Raw genomic sequence first — 16,272 nt, 5'->3', positions numbered from 1 at the left:
TTCGAAGGCATGACCCCAAGGTCTATGCCTTCTCATTTCAAGGCGATCTTGGGCATCAGGGAACGGCTTTGTTTTACATTTCAAATGTAACAAGTTCCACGTAGTTGTGGAGCCATTACGAAGTTATTACGATGCGTGTATACGTGTTGTAGAATACTCAATCGCTGTCGTTTTCTAGAGAAAGATGATTGCTTGTGAAGAAGGAAGACGCAATTGAGCTCGAGGGTACGGTAAAGGAACCGTTGCCTAATGCCATGTTTAAGGTCGAGCTCGAGAACGGTCATTCGGTTCTGTGCAACATTTCTGGCAAGATTCGAATGAATTACATCCGTATTCTCCCCGGTGACAGGGTTGTCGTGGAGCTTTCCCCGTACGACCTGACCCGCGGCCGCATCACCTATCGCTACAAATAGCGGCACGCATACACGCACTCTATTTCCGACTGCAGGCTTAGCTCAACCTACGGTCGGATTGTGTGTGAAGACCAGCCATAGTTTTAAACGCCTGCGGCTGGGCGAGTAGATAGTAGGGAAGTAGTTTGAGCGCTACCGAAAGGAAGAACGATGAAGGTACGTCCTTCGGTCAAGAAGATGTGCGATAAGTGCAAAATCATTAGGCGCCATGGCAAGGTCCTCGTCATTTGCGAGAACCCCCGTCATAAGCAGCGTCAGGGTTAAGAGAGGAGACTACGTTGGCCCGTATTAATGGTGTCGACCTCCCGCGTGAGAAGCGCGTTGAGATCGGTCTGACCTACATTTACGGCATCGGCCGCACCACTGCGACGAAAATCTGCGTCGAGTGCAACGTTAACGTGGATACGCGCGTTAAGGACCTCACCGAGGATGAGGTTAACGCCATCCGCGAGTATATCGACAAGAACCAGATCATGGTTGAGGGCGACCTCCGCCGTGAGCGCAACCAGAACGTCAAGCGCCTTATGGACATCGGCTGCAACCGCGGCCTTCGTCACCGCAAGGGCCTCCCGGTCCGCGGCCAGCGCACCCACACTAACGCTCGTACCCGCAAGGGCCCGAAGCGTCAGATCGGTGCTAAGAAGAAGAAATAAGGAGCGCTAGATAGATGGCTACTGCTAAGAAGAACGTTCGCGCTGCCCGTCTGAAGCGCGCGGACCGTAAGAACATTTCCGTGGGCCAGGCTCACATCCGTTCTACGTTCAATAACACGATCGTTTCGATCACCGATCCCCAGGGCAACGTCATTTCCTGGAAGTCGGCTGGCCAGGTGGGCTTCAAGGGCTCCCGTAAGTCCACGCCGTTCGCTGCCCAGATGGCTGCCGAGGCTGCTGCCAAGCAGGCCATGGAGCACGGTATGAAGAAGGTTTCCGTCTTCGTCAAGGGCCCCGGCTCCGGTCGTGAGACCGCCATCCGCTCCCTCCAGGCTGCTGGCCTCGAGGTCTCGAGCATTCAGGACAAGACCCCCATCCCGCACAACGGCTGCCGCCCCAAGAAGCGTCGCCGCGTGTAACTGAAAGGATCGTATCAATATGGCAATCGACAGGACTCCTGTTCTTAAGCGCTGCCGTCAGCTCGGGATCGATCCCGCTGAGCTCGGTTACAGCAGCAAGAAGGAATCTATCCGTCAGCCCAAGCGCCGTCGCAAGGAATCTGAGTACGGCATGCAGCTGCGCGAGAAGCAGAAGGTCAAGTTCATCTATGGCGTTCTGGAGAAGCAGTTCCACGGCTACTTCAACAAGGCCCGTAAGATGAACGGCGTCACCGGTGAGAACCTCATGATCATCCTTGAGTCTCGCCTCGACAACGTTGTTTTCCGTCTTGGCTTCGCTCGCACCCGTAAAGAGGCTCGTCAGTCCGTCCGCCACGGTCACTTCACCGTGAACGGCAAGCGCGTGGACATCCCGTCCTACCGCGTCAAGGCCGGCGACGTCGTCGCTGTTGGCGAGAAGTTCCGTGACCTCCTCCCCATCAAGGAGGCTCTGATTTCCTCCGAGCGCTTTGAGGTCCCTGGCTGGCTTGAGGTCGATATCGAGAAGCTGTCTGGTAACGTGCTCGCTCTGCCGACGCGTGAGCAGATCAGCGGTGATATCAACGAGCAGCTCATCGTCGAGCTCTACTCTAAGTAGTCCATCCGGGCTGCTGAGGCTGGAGGTAATACATGTCAGAATTCATTAGGCCTCAGGTTCAGGTCGAAGAGATCAACGAGACGTCTGCTCGTGTCTCCGTCGAGCCGCTCGAGCGCGGTTACGGTGATACGCTGGGCAACTCCCTGCGTCGCGTTCTTCTGTCCTCGCTCGAGGGTGCCGCCGTCGAGGCTATTCAGATCGATGGTGCGCAGCACGAGTTCATGACCATCCCTAACATGGTCGAGGATGTCACTGACATCGTCCTGAATGTCAAGGGTCTTGTCTTCAGGGCTCTCGGCACGACCGACGAGGCGACCGCCACCATCTCGGTTGACGGCCCCTGCGAGGTCACCGGTGCGGACTTCTTTATTCCGTCCGAGTTTGAGTTGGTCAACCCCGAGCAGCACATCGCTACGCTCACTGAGGGTGGCCATCTCACCATGAGCATGCGCATCGGCTATGGCCGCGGCTATGTCTCTGGCGAGGCCAACAAGCGCGACAACGATCCCATCGGTGTGATCCACGTCGACTCGCTGTACTCGCCGGTATCCCGTTGCGCCAAGCTCGTTGAGGCTTGCCGTGTCGGTCAGCACACCGACTACGACCGCCTTGTCCTCGAGATCGAGACCAACGGCTCCATCGCCCCGCGCGACGCCGTGGTCCAGGCCGCCAATATCATCAACCAGCATATGGCTGCCTTTATGAACCTTGCCGAGACCCCCGAGGTCGAGGAGGAGGTTTCGATCTTCGCTCCCGAGGTCACCAACGACAACGCCGAGCTGGACAAGCAGATCGAGGATCTGGACCTTTCTGTCCGTTCCTACAACTGCCTTAAGCGTGCCAGCATTCACTCGGTCCGTCAGCTCGTTGAGTTCTCGGAGAACGATCTTCTGAACATCCGCAACTTCGGTGTTAAGTCGATCGAGGAAGTGAAGGACAAGCTTGAGTCCATGGGCCTGAGCCTGAAGGCTTAATGCTTCGCATATTTGAGGAGAAACTAGACCATGCGTCACAACGTTAAGAAGGGCCTGAAGCTCGGCACCGATGCGAGCCACACCAAGGCCATGAAGAAGAGCCTGGCCAAGGCCCTCTTCGAGAACGACCGCATCAAGACCACCGAGACCCGCGCTAAGGCGCTGCGTTCGGTTGTCGAGCCGATCATCACCTGGGCCAAGAAGGGCGACCTGCACTCTCGTCGCCTGGCTATCGCCAAGCTCGGCGATAAGCAGCTCGTTGCCGAGATCTTCGACAAGGCTGCTCAGGGCATGTGGCAGGATCGCAACGGCGGTTACACCCGCATCATGAAGCTCGGTAACCGTAAGGGCGACAACGCTCCCATCGTTATCATGGAGCTCGTCACCGAGCCTTGCACGCCCAAGGCCAAGAAGGCTGCTCCGGCCCCCAAGAAGGCCGCTGCTCCCAAGAAGGTCGAGGCTGTCGAGGAGACCGCTGCCGAGGAGGCTCCTGCTGAGGAGACCGCTGAGTAGACAATTCGTCTGCATAGGCTATATTCGAGGGGTATGTTCGCGTACCCCTCTTTTTTTGTCGCGATATCGTTGTTTGTTTGTTGGGAGCGCCCATGACCGCGCCGTCTGATTTCAATTTGACTCCAGAGCTCGATGCCACGTTGGTGTTTCGTGTTGCCTATGACGGCTCGTCCTATAGCGGATTTGCCGAGCAGCCGGGGCAGACGACGGTTGCCGGAGAGCTGCGTCTTGCCATAGAGACGCTCTTGCGCCGCTCAGTCGATTTGACGTGTGCCGGGCGCACCGATGCAGGGGTGCATGCGGTGGCCCAATACATCAGCGTGCCCGTTGCGGATGCTGAGCTCGCTTTAACGCGCCGCAGGTGGCTGCGAGCTATGGATGCGCTGCTGCCCAAAGATATCGCCGTTAATGAGGTCTACAAGGCCCGTAAGGGCTTTTCTGCGCGTTTTGACGCACGTTCTCGGACCTATACCTACCGCATTGCCGATCGCGATGCGCGTCCGGTGCTATCGCGTGGCGCAGTATGGTGGCATCGTTATCCTTTGGACGTGGATGCGATGGCAGCCGCCTGCCCAGCGCTTTTGGGCGAACAGGACTTTAAGAGCTTTTGTAAGGTCGCTTCTGCCGTGGGCAAGCCAACGCATCGTTGCGTGATGCGTGCCGAGTTTGGCCACGAGGTCGCCTTTGGCGAGGATATCCTCACGTTTACCATCGAGGGCAATGCGTTTTTGCATTCGATGGTGCGCACCATCGTGGGAACGCTCGTCGAGATCGGCATGCATCGCCGCGATCCCGAGTGGATGCGCGAGGTGATTGACGCTTGCGATCGTACTGCTGCGGGTCCCACGGCGCCGGCGTGCGGCCTTACCTTTATGGGCGTAGATTATGACCCCACCGAGCTCGTCGCGCTCGAATAGAGGAGAAGCGAGAGCCATCTAAGTATGCTGCTCGTGTGGGCGAGCCGTGTGCAACATCTGTTCTTGGCGTGCAGCGCATCAGGCGACTCATTGCGTTTATTGCCGGGGTGTACCATGAACGGCAGTTGATTATTGCTGTCGAGAGGATGGATAACTTGCTTCGACGTGGCTCGCTTCCGCGACTTTCGGTGATCCTTGTTGTGGAGGGTTCGCCCAGCTACGCGATGCGTGCACTCGAAAGCGTCCAAAACCAAGACCTCTACGATATGCAGATTGTCGTTGCATGTCGCAACGCTGCGCCGGGCGTTCGTCATTCGCTCGATGTTGCCGCGGGCAGAGATATTCACATCGATTTGATAGACGTTGACGATCCGTCGAGCGGAGCTTGCCTTCGCGAGGGTTTTGCCGCTTCGCGCGGGGCCCACATTATCGCAATGAGCGCCGACGAGTGGTTTGCGCCGCACGCGTTTTTGGCAATGCTCGATGTCGCTTGTGAGACCTCGGCAGATATCGTATTTCCCTCGGTGTCGCTCGATCGCTACGATACGCATCGGGAACGCCATTCTCGTATGTTGGACGCGCAATCCATTGCCCTTGCCGACGATGGAGACCGGGCTTTAGGCCTGGCCAAGCTGGTCGAGAGCGGTCTGGTTTGTCAACATTCCGGCGTGATGTATGAACGCTCCCTGTTTGAGTTGTGTCTGCAGCATGCCGAGTCGTATCGTGCGATCGCCTTTTTGGCGCCTGCCCTTTCGCATGCGGAACGCGTATTGGGGTGCGCCGAAGCTTGTTTCCATACGGCCGCGCCATCGGTTGCGGATTCATTCGACCCCACCATGTTCTCGCGACTTTCCGATGACGCCAAGGCGCTTGAAGAGCTTTGCGTGCCATTCGACGCAATAGATGACGATAACCATCTAAAGCTGGCCTGCCAACGGTTTTACTATGGCCGCTTGGTTGCTTGTATCGAGAATTTGTGCCTGAGCCCCCATGGGGTGTCTTCAATTGAGCGCACGGCACGATTGCGTGATATGCTCAACGACGTGCGGACCCGCCAGATGGCGGTGGCCCTTAAGGGAGAGCGCCGAGGCCTTGGACTTTTGTTTGGGCCGATTGCCAACGTTAAGCCTATGCGCTGCGTTATGTATGCGCATCTGGCTGCTTTTTTGAACAGAACGGGCGCAAGGATAGCCTAGCTGTGTCATATTCGAAAATAATTTGCATAGAATTGTTTCGAAATGCGTTCTTATTCACAAATAGCCTCAAATAGCGCTAAACTATTCAATCACTGATAGATTGTCTTCGCCATCTATGGAGTGAGGTTTTATATGGCTAAAAAACGCAACGGGCGCCAGGATGCCATCAGAGATATCGTGCGCAATAAAGACGTGCGTACGCAGCGCGTGCTGGTGGACGAACTCCGCGCCATGGGCTTTGATTGCACGCAGGCGACGGTTTCGCGTGACATCGCCGATATGGGGCTGCGCAAACTGCCCGAGGGCATCTATGTTCTGGCTGAGGACCTGCACCTGCAGCGCATGGTCTCCGAGCTGGTTACCGGTGTGTTGCGCACCGACAACCTGGTTATGATTAAGGCTCAGCCCGGCACCGCCTCGGGCATTGCCGCGGCTGTCGATGCGGCCGAGCTGCCCGATGTGCTCGGATCGCTTGCCGGCAATGACACGATTTTGGTTATCGCTCAGACTGCCGAGGATGGCGAACGTCTCGAAGCGCTGATTAACAAGCTCAGTGCCGCGCGTAAATAGCTTTACGCGCGTAAACAACGCCAGCTAAGACGGTGGAAATACAGGGGCGTCGGTTTTGAGCCGACGCCCTTTTTGTGACGCTCCTGTCGTGGCATCTCGATTGCGCGCGATATGCCATGTATGTCCCAGCAAAAAGCGCCCGAGCATTTGAGCTGCTCGGGCGCTTTGCTATCTACTGACCTGTGGAGGGATCGGGGGTCGGGCTAGGGCTGGGATCGGGGGTCGGGCCAGGGTCGGGGCTGGGGCTGGGATCGGGGCTGGGGTCGGGAGTAGGGGTGGTACTGCCGCCATCGCCTTCGCCGCCGGTGTTACCGCCCTCGTTGCCGCTCCCGCCGGTGGTCTCCGTCTCTTCTTCCTCGTCTTCGTCCTTATCCTCGTCCTCTTCCTTCTTCTTGTTGTTTGTGCCGTAGAACTTCCAGACGTTATTGTTCTTGTACGTGGGAGCCGTTCCGGTCGGGAACTCCTCGCGCTCGGCGCCCGCAAGAACGGTGTTCATGAACTTCTTAAAGACGGGCAGGTTGGTGCTGTCGCCCAGCAGGTCCGAACCGTACTTTTGGATGGGAATCTCGCCTGCGGAATAACCGGTCCACAGGGCGCATGCCAGTTGCGGCGTGTAGCCGCAGAACCACAGGTTGGTGGTGTTGTCAGTGGTGCCCGTTTTGCCGGCATAGGGCTGGTTGACGCTCAGCGCGCCGGCGGCACCCGTGCCGCTGCCCTGCATGACGCCGGATAGAACGTCGGTAACCGCGGCAGCCTCGCCTTCGGTGAGCACCCGCGTGGGATTGTCGGTGTGCTGGTACAGAACCGAGCCGGTACGCGAGTCGATCTCGGTGATGGCGATCGGCTGGCGATAATAGCCGCCGTTGGCAAAAGCGGCGTAGGCCGATGCCATCTCGAGCGGTGAGATGGACCCGGTGCCGAGCGTCATGACGGGAACGTCCTCGATATTGTCCTTGGCGGGATCGATGCCGAGCTTTTTGACGAGCGACATGATCTTGTCATTTCCGATGGCTTCGGCCACCTGAATGTAGCCGGTGTTGGATGAGTATGCCGTTGCCTGCTTAAGCGTGATGTTGCCATAGCTCTGTTTGTCATAGTTTTGCACCTCGGTCGTGGTGCCCTTGGCCTTGAGTGGCGAGTTGCAGTTGAGAATAACGTTGGGGTTCATGCCGTTTTGGATGGCAGTTGCCAGCGTAAAGGCCTTAAACGTGGAGCCCACGGGGCGCTTTGCCGTAGCGTGGTTCACGTGATTCTCGTCGGCGTTGTAGTCGTAGCCGCCCACCATGCACTTGATGTAGCCGGTCTTGGGGTCAACGACAACCATGCCCATGTCCAGGCCATCGAGCGAAAGCGTGTCGAGCTGTGAGCGCACAGCCTCCTCGGCCACCTGCTGCATGGTGGGGTCGATGGTGGTCTTAACAGTCAGGCCACCCTTAAAGAGCACGTCGGTGGAGAACTCCTGCTCGAGCAGCTGCTTGACATAGGAGACAAAGTAGGGCTGTGAGTATACGTCGACACCGCTGCCCGAGATCTCGGTCACGTTGAGGGTGATGGGCTCAGCCTGCGCGGCATCGTGCTCTTCCTGCGTGATGTGGCCCAGGCGCAGCATGTTGTCGAGCACCTTATTGCGGCGGGAAAGCGCCAGGTCGGGATTGACCGTGGGGTCGTACTGTGAAGGCGAGTTGGGCAGACCGATGAGCAGCGCGGCCTCGCTCAGGGTGAGGTCGGAAGCACTCTTGGAGAGGTAGGTCTCGGCGGCGGCCTCGATGCCATAGGCGCCGTGGCCATAGTAAATGGTGTTGAGGTACATCATGAGGATCTCGTCTTTGGAGTACATATCCTCCATCTTGATGGCGATATAGGCCTCGCGCACCTTACGCTCGATGGTCAAGTCGAACTGCTCCTCCTGCAGGATGGTGTTGCGCACCACCTGCTGGGTGATGGTCGAGGCTCCTTCGTGGCCGCCGGCAAGGGTTGCCACCGAGGCACGCGCGATGCCCAAGAGGTCGATGCCGCCGTGCTCGTAGAAACGCTCGTCCTCGACGTCGATCGTGCCCTGCAGGACGTACGGGGAGACCTGGTCCTTGGTGATGGACTTGCGGTTTTGGGTATAGAAGCTGGCGATCTTGTTGCCGTTGCAGTCAACAATCTCGGTGGGCTCGCTGACCAGATAGGCGTTGGCGTCGGTGTAGTCGGGCAGGTCGGACAGCCAGCGGTTGACGTTGCCGATCATGCCGATGCCAAATGCTACGCCCGCGATGAGCAAAAAGCCCAAAAGCGAAAGCAGGATGACGGGCAGAGCGTGCGTCTTAGAGCGACCGTGTCCCTGTCGTTGGCGAGGACCCATATGTTGACCTCCAAGTATGTCGTGCCAGGCGGCGGGTATGCGTCGGGCAGGATGGACATAAGTTATTACACGATAAACCAATCGAGCCGCGCGAAGCCTCGTGTATGCTGGTTGACGGCAATTAACAGAGCGATTGCATACCTTGGTAAGGAGTTTGCCGATGGCGATTTGGGCGACGGAGCCTAGCAGACAATGCGGGAATGGGACGCCAACATCGGGGCTGGCACTGCCCGAGCTGTTGGCTCCGGCTGGCGGGCTCAATCAGATGCTCGCCGCGATCGCGGCAGGTGCCGATGCCATTTATGCCGGGTTGAGCGGATTTAACGCCCGCGTGAGTGCGCACGGGTTTAGTGATGACGAATTTGCGCGCGGGTGTGCCGTGGCGCACGCCCATGGTGCGCGCGTGTACGTGACGCTCAACGTATTCGTGTTCGACGACGAGCTGTCCGAAGCTGTGGCACTGGGGGCACATGCGCATGCGCTGGGCGCCGATGCACTGATCGTGGCAGATGCGGGCCTAGCCCGCGCGCTGCATGCGGCAATTCCGGGGGTCGAGATTCATCTGTCCACCCAAGCGGGCGTCCATAGCAAGGGGGCTGTGCGTTTGGCGGCTGACGAGCTGGGGGTCGAGCGCGTGACGACGGCGCGCGAGCTGACCGTGGCAGAGATTGCGACGCTCTGCGCTACCGGTGTGCCCATCGAGGTGTTCTGCCATGGCGCCATATGCATTGGCTATTCGGGCGCGTGCGAGTTTTCGGCCCTGCGGCGCGGACGGTCGGCGATGCGTGGCGACTGCACGCAGCCGTGCCGTCTGGCATACGATTTGGTGGATGAGGCTGGGGAGAGCGTCGTTGCCGTCGAAGGCGATCGTCTGCTCTGCCCGCGTGACTATCTGGGCATTGCTCATTTACCCGAGCTTGTTGCTGCCGGGGTGGCGTCGCTCAAGATCGAGGGGCGTATGAAGAACCCCGACTACGTCTACAACGTGGTGCGGGCGTGGCGCCGGGCGCTCGATATGCTGCGTGATGGCGCGTGGGATCCCGATGCCGTGCGGGCGCTCGAACGTGAGCTGGGAAGGTCGTTTAACCGCGGGTTTACCGACGCGTATCTGCGAGGCCGCTCGGGCGCGGAGCTTATGAGTTTTGAACGCGCGATCAACCAGGGCGTGCGTGTGGGCCGTTTGGTTACCGTGGGACACGAGGAAGTGACCGTCGAGCTCGATGCCGCCGTGGCGGCGGGCGATACGCTCGAGATCAGGTTTTACCCGGGCGCCGACGCTCGGCCCGATGTACCTAAACGCTGGCCGCAAGTTCCCTGCCCGGTGGATGCCGCGGCGGGAGAGCGCATCGTTGTCCATTGCAAGCGCAAGGTCGACGCGGGCTGCGAAGTGTATCTGATTCGCAGCGCTGGTGTGCTTGAGCAAACGGCGGCGGCACTGGAGCGCATGCGGGCCGAGGCCGATGCGGCCGTGCTTGCGAAACGCGCTGTCGAGACGCTGCCGTTTGCGGGCGTTCTGATGGATGGTGGCGCGCAGCCGGAAGAACCTGCAGAGTCTGTCGCCGCTCGCTTGGTCTTTGCCTGGCAGCTGATGGACCAGGACCCGAACGAAGAGCTCGACCTGTCCGATGCGACTGTTGTGCTCGACGAGGTCTGCCGTGTGGGCGATATCGAGCGCACTCGGTCGCTCATGCAGCGCGCCGGCCGCATCGTCTGTCGTAATCTGGGACAAGTGGCGATAGCTCGCGAACTGCGCGTCGTCTTTGACGTGGCAGCGCCGGTGTTCTGTGCGAACCGGGCAACGCTCGCCTGGTTGCGGGGGCTTGGGGCGCAGCGCGTATTTTTGCCTGCCGAACTTGTCGCTCACGATACGAAACGCGTTGCCGAGCTTGCCGCCTGTCCTGGCGTCCTGGGTCCCGTCGATACCGATCGTCCCGAGCTTATGGTGTGCGAGCACTGCCTGCTGACCGCCGAGGGCGTCTGTGCCACCGATGCGACGGGACAGGCTTGTTGCTGCGACTGCTTGCGTCGCCGGCAGACGCGCTATCTGGTCGATCGTGACGGTACACGTCTGCCAGTTGCCATCGACGCATGCGGCAGGACGAGGATTTTCCTGTCGTAGGTGCTGCGTCGCGTCAGTTTGTTATCATATGAGAGTTTATGGACTTCCAGCACCGCCGTTTTCGGCGAGGGTGCTATAGCAAAAGGAGGATACCCAATGCTGTCTGTTGACGAGCAAATGCGTATCATCACCTCGGGCGCCGCGAAGATCGTCCCCGAGGCCGACCTTCGTAAGAAGCTTGAGAAGGGTGAGCCCCTCAACATCAAGCTCGGCGTCGATCCCACCAGCCCCGACCTGCACCTGGGCCACGCCGTGCCCCTGCGCAAGATGCGCCAGTTCCAGGACCTGGGCCATAACGTCACCCTGATCATCGGCAACGGTACCGCGCTGATTGGCGATCCTTCGGGCAAGAACTCCACCCGCCCGCAGCTTTCTCAGGAGCAGATCGAGGCCAACGCCGAGACTTACGTGAGCCAGGCCATGAAGATCTTGGACCCCGAGAAGACCACCATCGTGCACAACGGCGACTGGATCTTGTCGATGGACCTGGCCGGTCTGCTGCAGGTGTGCTCCAAGTTCACCGTCGCCCGCATTCTTGAGCGCGATGACTTTACCAAGCGCTATCAGTCCCAGACGCCGATCGCCCTGCACGAGTTCCTGTATCCCGTGATGCAAGCATACGATTCGGTCATGATCAAGGCTGACGTGGAGATGGGCGGCACCGACCAGCTTTTCAACCTGCTCGCCGGCCGTGAGCTCATGGAGAAGATGGGCATGGAGCCGCAGATCGCGCTCACCATGCCGCTGCTCGAGGGCACCGATGGCGTCCGTAAGATGTCCAAGTCCTATGGCAACTACATCGGTCTGACCGACGCGCCCAAGGATATGTTCGGCAAGACCATGTCCATCCCCGACGAGATGATCGGCAAGTACTACCGCCTGGCGAGCTCGCTCACCCCGGCCGAGGTCGACAAGATCGACGCTGCCCTGGCCGATGGCTCTGCCGATCCCTATGAGCTCAAGCGCGCTCTGGGCCGCGACCTGTGCGACACCTACCACGGCGCCGGTGCCGGCGACGAGGCTCAGGCCGAGTTCGACCGCGTGTTCAAGGAGGGCCAGCTCGCCGACTTCCCCGAGAAGCATGTTGAGCTGACCGTAAACGACGAGGGCCAGATTTACCTTGCCGGCCTGCTCAAGGACCTGGGTCTTTCGGCCAGCGCCGGTCAGGCCCGCCGCGACATTGACGGCGGCGGTGTCAAGATCAACGGCAAGGCCGTGGCTCCCAAGAGCTACAACATCGACCCCAGTGCCCTCAAGCTGGGCGACACCCTCTCCGTGGGCAAGCGCAAGGGCTTTAAGCTTATTTAGTTACGCGGTTTTACCAAACCGCGTAACAGCTTGACGCTGCGCGGGCTCCAGAGCGACAACTTGTCATTCAAAGAGGACGGCATGACCAGAAGGTCTATGCCGTCCTCTTTTCATGCCAATTTGTTCGCTCTGGAGTCCGCTCGCTGTCCGTCCTCCACCTACGGCGTTGTCCTGGTTGGCACTTAGGGACGTTTCTTTTTGGTGCAAAGCAGCCTGTCCCCATTGCGCCAAGTGGTGCGTGCCGTTAAGCAGAGGGGCGTATTGCTGGCCCATCGTTTGGGCATACAATGGCTATTGGCTTGCTGCGGTGAAGGTCTGTCCGCTCCGCAGCTTTTTTCTACGGTTAAAGGAGTATGTATGTCCGTTGAGGTCATGAGGTCTGTGATCGATGCCGCCGAGGGCCGCGTGCCCGTCGACACGCTGTTTGCCAACGCGCAGATCGTCGATGTGTACGGTCAGCGCGTGGCGCCCGGTAGCGTCGCCGTCAAGGACGGCGTGATCGTCGGTGTTCTCTACGATGGTCGAGATGACGCTGCTGGCACGTACGAGGCAGCTGAGGTTATCGACTGTCAGGGTCGCTATCTCGCACCCGGTTTTATTGACGGACACTTGCATATCGAGTCTTCGAACATCCGCCCTGCCGAGTATGCGCGCATGGCGGCGACGCGTGGCACCACCACCGCTATTGCCGACAGCCACGAGATCGCTAACGTTTCCGGCCTAGACGGCCTGCGCTTTATGATTGAGGACGGTTGTCGCGCGCCCATCTCCATCAAGTACATGATGCCTTCGTGCGTGCCCGCACTGCCCGACGAGCAGGCCGGTGCCGTCATCACTGCTGCCGATATGCAGGCGTTTTTTGCCGAGCATCCGGGCGACGTCTTTGGTCTGGGCGAAATGATGAACCTGCCGGGTGTCTTTATGGCCGACCCCGAGACCTGCGCTCGCATCGATGCTGCCAACCAGACACCGTCCAAGCAGGTTGACGGTCATGCTCCGCTTGTTGCCGGCAAGGATCTCAACGCCTATGCCGCGGCGGGTATTATCGCCGACCACGAGTCGACGATTCCCGAGGAAGCGCTCGACAAGCTATCCCGCGGCATGTATGTCATGCTGCGCGAGGGCACCTGCAGCCATGATCTTGCCAACCTGTCGCCTATGCTGCTGGAAAACCCCGCCCGTGCCCGCCGCTGCTGCTTCGCGACCGATGACCGCGCTCCCTCCGATGCACTTTCGACCGGCATGATCGACAATGCCTGCCGCGTGGCTATCGAGGCCGGCATCGACCCGGTGGTCGCCATCTCCATGGCGTCCCTTTCCACGGCCGAGGCCTTTGGCCTGGACCACGGCTGTCGTGACCCGCATGAGCTCCGCGGCGCCATCGCTCCGGGCAAGCGTGCCGACCTGCTGGTGCTCAACGATCTGACGTTTGCCACGGCCCCGCATCGCGTATATGCCGCCGGTGCTCTGGTGGCGCAGGATGGCACCTTTGTGGGCGAGATCGCACCCGAGATGGCTGAGGTTGCAGCCCTTGCCGATGAGCTGCGCGCCTCTGTTAAGCTGCCGAAGCTTTCGCTCGACGTTTTCGACTATGCCTTTAAGCCGGGCGAGGCTGTGATTGACGTGGTGCCGGGTAAGGCCATCACGGGTATGGCTCGCCCCGAGAGCGCCGAGGGCCTGCGCCGCATTATGCTGATTGAGCGCCATGGCCGCGGCGTGTCGCTGCAAGCCGAGGGCGTCGACGGCGACGGCCCCGCTGGCCTGGGCCTGGTCGGCAAGCATATCGGTCGCGGCTGGGTGCGCGGTTTCACCATCACCGGTGGCGCCATTGCCTCCACAATCGGCCACGACTCGCACAACGTGTGCGTGGTGGGCGACAACGCCGCCGATATGATGGCTGCTGTTGAGGCCGTGGGCCAGGGCGGTCACGTGCTGGTGCGCAACGGCGAGGTCGTGGCGCGCATTCCGCTGGCGCTCGGTGGCCTGATGAGCGAGGGCACGGCCGAGGATGTCGCGGCGCAGCACGACGACTTTATGGTCAAGGCGCGCGCCATGGGTATTGAGCCGCCGCTCGACCCCATCATGGGCATCATCTTCCTGCCCCTGCCGGTCATCCCGACGCTCCGCATCCGCCCCGAGGGCATGTTCGACGTCACGACCTTCACCTACGCCGACTAGTCATCGGGGACGTTCTTAAACGACTAGTCGCTGGGGACACTCTTTGGCGTGTCGCCTGACGCCGCGACCGTGGGCTCTCTGGCGCGCGTGAGCTATTTGCCAGGTCTATGTAACGTTTATGACTGCGGGGTCTTATTTGAGCTCCCTTTGGGTACGTTGGAATCGGATACACGTTCGATTCCAGCAAGCCCGAAGGGAGCTTTTCTATGTTTAAGCTGATTGCATCCGATATGGACGGCACGTTGCTTGACGAAAACGGCCAGGTGCCTCCCGAGACCTACGAACTGATTTTGGCGCTACGCGAGCATGGCGTGCATTTTGCCGCATCGTCAGGCCGCCGCTACGATCGCCTGTGCGAGTTCTTTGCGCCCGTTCGCGACAAAATGGACTTTGTCGCAGCTAACGGTGCCCAGGTCTACGCCGACGGCAAAATGGTAGGCCGTGAGGTGTATTCGCACCTGGCGATTCGAAAGCTAGCCCAGGCCGTCGCGACGTTTCCCAATCTGCATCTTGCGCTCTTTGACCGAACCAAGTCCTTCTTGCTCGATGACGAGAGTAAGTTCGTGCGCGAGGTGGATAAGGACCTTCCCAATGCCGAGCGCATTTGGGAGCTGCCCGATCCCAGCGTAAATATCATCAAGGCGAGTATCTTTTGCGATGATGGTGCCGTTATGGACAGCGCTTACGTACTGCAGCGCGAGCTCGGCCAGTTCTTTACCTTTGCGCCTTCGGGCAACGCGTGGATCGATGCCATGCAGCCCGGTGTGTCGAAGGCCTCGGGCATCGCACAGCTCATGGAGCACTATGGCGTCGAACGCGACGAGGTCATGGCTTTTGGCGACTCGATGAACGACTACGAGATCATTCGCTTTGTCGGCACGGGCTGCGCGATGGAAAACGCGCGCCCCGCGCTCAAGGCAGTCGCCGATCGCGTGGTGGGGTGCAACCGCGACCACGCCGTCCAGCAGGAGCTCCGTCGCGTGCTGGAGAGTCTCGCCTAATTCGGCAGATGGGGACAGTCCTTGCAGCGCCCCGCGAAGAGTGCCCCCAACGACTACTGTGACCAGGGTAGCTAAAAAAGCCCCGTCCCAAATTAGCTACCCTGCCGGGTTGCTGCTGCTAGGCGAGGGCGGCCATGACGGCGCGGGCGACGCCGTCGTGGTCGTTGTCGTATTCGGTGATGGCGCCGGCGGCTTCGCGGTCCTCGGGCTCGGCATTGATCATCGCCGTACCGTGGCCCGCTGCCTGCAGCATGGGGATGTCGTTGATGTTGTCGCCGAACGCCCAGGCGTCGGCGAGAGGCTCGCCCAGATGCCCACATAGCCAAGCCAATGCCGTTCCCTTGGTGGCACCCCCGCCCATGACCTCGATATTCATGGCGTACGAACGCGTGACCTCAATGCCTTCGAGCGTGTCGAGCGCCGCCACGATAGCATCGCGGTCGGCTGAGTCGTGCCAGTACATGGCGATGCGTTCGAGCACCTCGACCTCGTCGATTTTGCTGTCGATATCCATGTCGATCGGCGTTCGCGTGCGCTTGAGCGAAGCCGCGATGTGAGGATCTCCGCCGCAGAATTCGTCCAGGCGCGTGTAGAGCGAGCGGGGGAGGAAGCACCGCCCGTCCGCGAAGATATCGAAGGTCACATCGTGGCCGGCGGCAATGCTATGGACGCGGTGGGCGATGGCGCGGTCGAGCGGTCGGCTCAATATGCGCGTGGCGCGTGAGGCATCGGTGGGCACATCCTCGTCGAGCTGCCAGACGCTAGCGCCATTGGCGCAGACTGCGTAGTGCACGGCAGGATGGGCGAGGATGGCCTCAAAGACGCCCGACAGCGGACGCCCCGTGCACGGTACAAACTCAATGCCGCGACGTGCGAGCTCGTCGAGCATCGTCCAGGTGGCGTCGCTCATCTGCTTGTCACTCGTCAACAGTGTTCCATCCATATCGGAAAAAACAAGAGGCTTCGGTAGTTTGTGTGACAAGGGGCTAGCCTAGGCAGCAACGCTCTTCGCTCCCTTCACGCCCTTCTTCCTCGCCTTCACCGGGCG

At 60.0% G+C, this 16,272-nt stretch carries 16 protein-coding genes; 14 read left to right on the top strand and 2 right to left on the bottom strand.

Translation table 11 applies throughout. The features are described 5' to 3' along the window. The first annotated feature begins 194 nt into the window (after positions 1 to 194). The 10 genes from infA (at position 195) to ACTNDJ_RS00715 (ending at position 6,271) form a co-directional block, all read left to right on the top strand. Positions 195 to 413: a translation initiation factor IF-1 gene (gene infA, locus ACTNDJ_RS00760; RefSeq protein ID WP_035137443.1), complete on the top strand. Its 219-nt coding sequence runs from the start codon at positions 195 to 197 to the stop codon at positions 411 to 413. A gap of 150 nt (positions 414 to 563) precedes the next feature. Next, a complete protein-coding gene (rpmJ, locus tag ACTNDJ_RS00755) occupies positions 564 to 677 on the top strand; it encodes a 50S ribosomal protein L36 (RefSeq protein WP_006363204.1) in 114 nt (37 codons plus the stop codon). 14 nt (positions 678 to 691) lie between these two features. After that, positions 692 to 1,066: a 30S ribosomal protein S13 gene (rpsM, locus tag ACTNDJ_RS00750; RefSeq protein WP_154516058.1), complete on the top strand. Its 375-nt coding sequence runs from the start codon at positions 692 to 694 to the stop codon at positions 1,064 to 1,066. A 14-nt stretch (positions 1,067 to 1,080) separates the two neighbouring features. Continuing rightward, positions 1,081 to 1,485 (top strand): 30S ribosomal protein S11, encoded by a 405-nt coding sequence (gene rpsK / locus ACTNDJ_RS00745; RefSeq protein ID WP_006235274.1) that lies wholly within the window; start codon positions 1,081 to 1,083, stop codon positions 1,483 to 1,485. A 19-nt stretch (positions 1,486 to 1,504) separates the two neighbouring features. After that, positions 1,505 to 2,101: a 30S ribosomal protein S4 gene (gene rpsD, locus ACTNDJ_RS00740; RefSeq protein WP_006235275.1), complete on the top strand. Its 597-nt coding sequence runs from the start codon at positions 1,505 to 1,507 to the stop codon at positions 2,099 to 2,101. Positions 2,102 to 2,133: 32 nt separating this feature from the next. Further along, on the top strand, positions 2,134 to 3,075 hold the full coding sequence (locus ACTNDJ_RS00735) for a DNA-directed RNA polymerase subunit alpha (RefSeq protein WP_154516055.1): 942 nt from the start codon (positions 2,134 to 2,136) through the stop codon (positions 3,073 to 3,075). Positions 3,076 to 3,105: 30 nt separating this feature from the next. After that, a complete protein-coding gene (gene rplQ / locus ACTNDJ_RS00730; protein ID WP_271742473.1) occupies positions 3,106 to 3,588 on the top strand; it encodes a 50S ribosomal protein L17 in 483 nt (160 codons plus the stop codon). Positions 3,589 to 3,680: 92 nt separating this feature from the next. After that, on the top strand, positions 3,681 to 4,505 hold the full coding sequence (truA, locus tag ACTNDJ_RS00725) for a tRNA pseudouridine(38-40) synthase TruA (protein ID WP_441063375.1): 825 nt from the start codon (positions 3,681 to 3,683) through the stop codon (positions 4,503 to 4,505). 35 nt (positions 4,506 to 4,540) lie between these two features. Further along, positions 4,541 to 5,701, top strand: coding sequence for a glycosyltransferase (locus ACTNDJ_RS00720; RefSeq protein WP_441083179.1), 1,161 nt, complete (start codon positions 4,541 to 4,543; stop codon positions 5,699 to 5,701). A gap of 132 nt (positions 5,702 to 5,833) precedes the next feature. After that, positions 5,834 to 6,271 carry an arginine repressor gene (locus ACTNDJ_RS00715; protein ID WP_154516043.1) on the top strand — a complete coding sequence of 146 codons (438 nt, stop codon included), beginning with the start codon at positions 5,834 to 5,836 and terminating at the stop codon, positions 6,269 to 6,271. A gap of 172 nt (positions 6,272 to 6,443) precedes the next feature. On the opposite strand, the gene ACTNDJ_RS00710 is transcribed toward ACTNDJ_RS00715, so the two are convergent. After that, on the bottom strand, positions 6,444 to 8,618 hold the full coding sequence (locus ACTNDJ_RS00710; protein ID WP_441063379.1) for a transglycosylase domain-containing protein: 2,175 nt from the start codon (positions 8,616 to 8,618) through the stop codon (positions 6,444 to 6,446). Positions 8,619 to 8,778: 160 nt separating this feature from the next. On the opposite strand from ACTNDJ_RS00710, the gene ACTNDJ_RS00705 reads away from it, so the two are divergent. The 4 genes from ACTNDJ_RS00705 to ACTNDJ_RS00690 all read left to right on the top strand — a co-directional run bounded on the left by ACTNDJ_RS00705 (position 8,779) and on the right by ACTNDJ_RS00690 (position 15,224). Continuing rightward, positions 8,779 to 10,737, top strand: a complete 1,959-nt coding sequence (locus tag ACTNDJ_RS00705) for a U32 family peptidase (RefSeq protein ID WP_441063381.1) — start codon at positions 8,779 to 8,781, stop codon at positions 10,735 to 10,737. 96 nt (positions 10,738 to 10,833) lie between these two features. Continuing rightward, positions 10,834 to 12,045 (top strand): tyrosine--tRNA ligase, encoded by a 1,212-nt coding sequence (tyrS, locus tag ACTNDJ_RS00700; protein WP_117769435.1) that lies wholly within the window; start codon positions 10,834 to 10,836, stop codon positions 12,043 to 12,045. Positions 12,046 to 12,402: 357 nt separating this feature from the next. Continuing rightward, complete coding sequence (locus ACTNDJ_RS00695; RefSeq protein ID WP_441044634.1) at positions 12,403 to 14,223, top strand: adenine deaminase; 1,821 nt, start codon at positions 12,403 to 12,405, stop codon at positions 14,221 to 14,223. A 206-nt stretch (positions 14,224 to 14,429) separates the two neighbouring features. After that, positions 14,430 to 15,224 (top strand): Cof-type HAD-IIB family hydrolase, encoded by a 795-nt coding sequence (locus ACTNDJ_RS00690; RefSeq protein ID WP_427794984.1) that lies wholly within the window; start codon positions 14,430 to 14,432, stop codon positions 15,222 to 15,224. Positions 15,225 to 15,342: 118 nt separating this feature from the next. Here ACTNDJ_RS00690 and ACTNDJ_RS00685 read toward each other — a convergent pair whose 3' ends face one another. Beyond that, positions 15,343 to 16,206: a Cof-type HAD-IIB family hydrolase gene (locus ACTNDJ_RS00685; protein WP_255413671.1), complete on the bottom strand. Its 864-nt coding sequence runs from the start codon at positions 16,204 to 16,206 to the stop codon at positions 15,343 to 15,345. Positions 16,207 to 16,272: the final 66 nt, after the last annotated feature.

Origin of the sequence: Collinsella sp. HCP3S3_D1, from assembly GCF_052064015.1 — a bacterium.
Taxonomy (GTDB): Bacteria; Actinomycetota; Coriobacteriia; order Coriobacteriales; family Coriobacteriaceae; genus Collinsella.
Note: the sequence above shows the minus strand (reverse complement) of the source record. Positions and strands in the feature narration are given on the sequence as shown.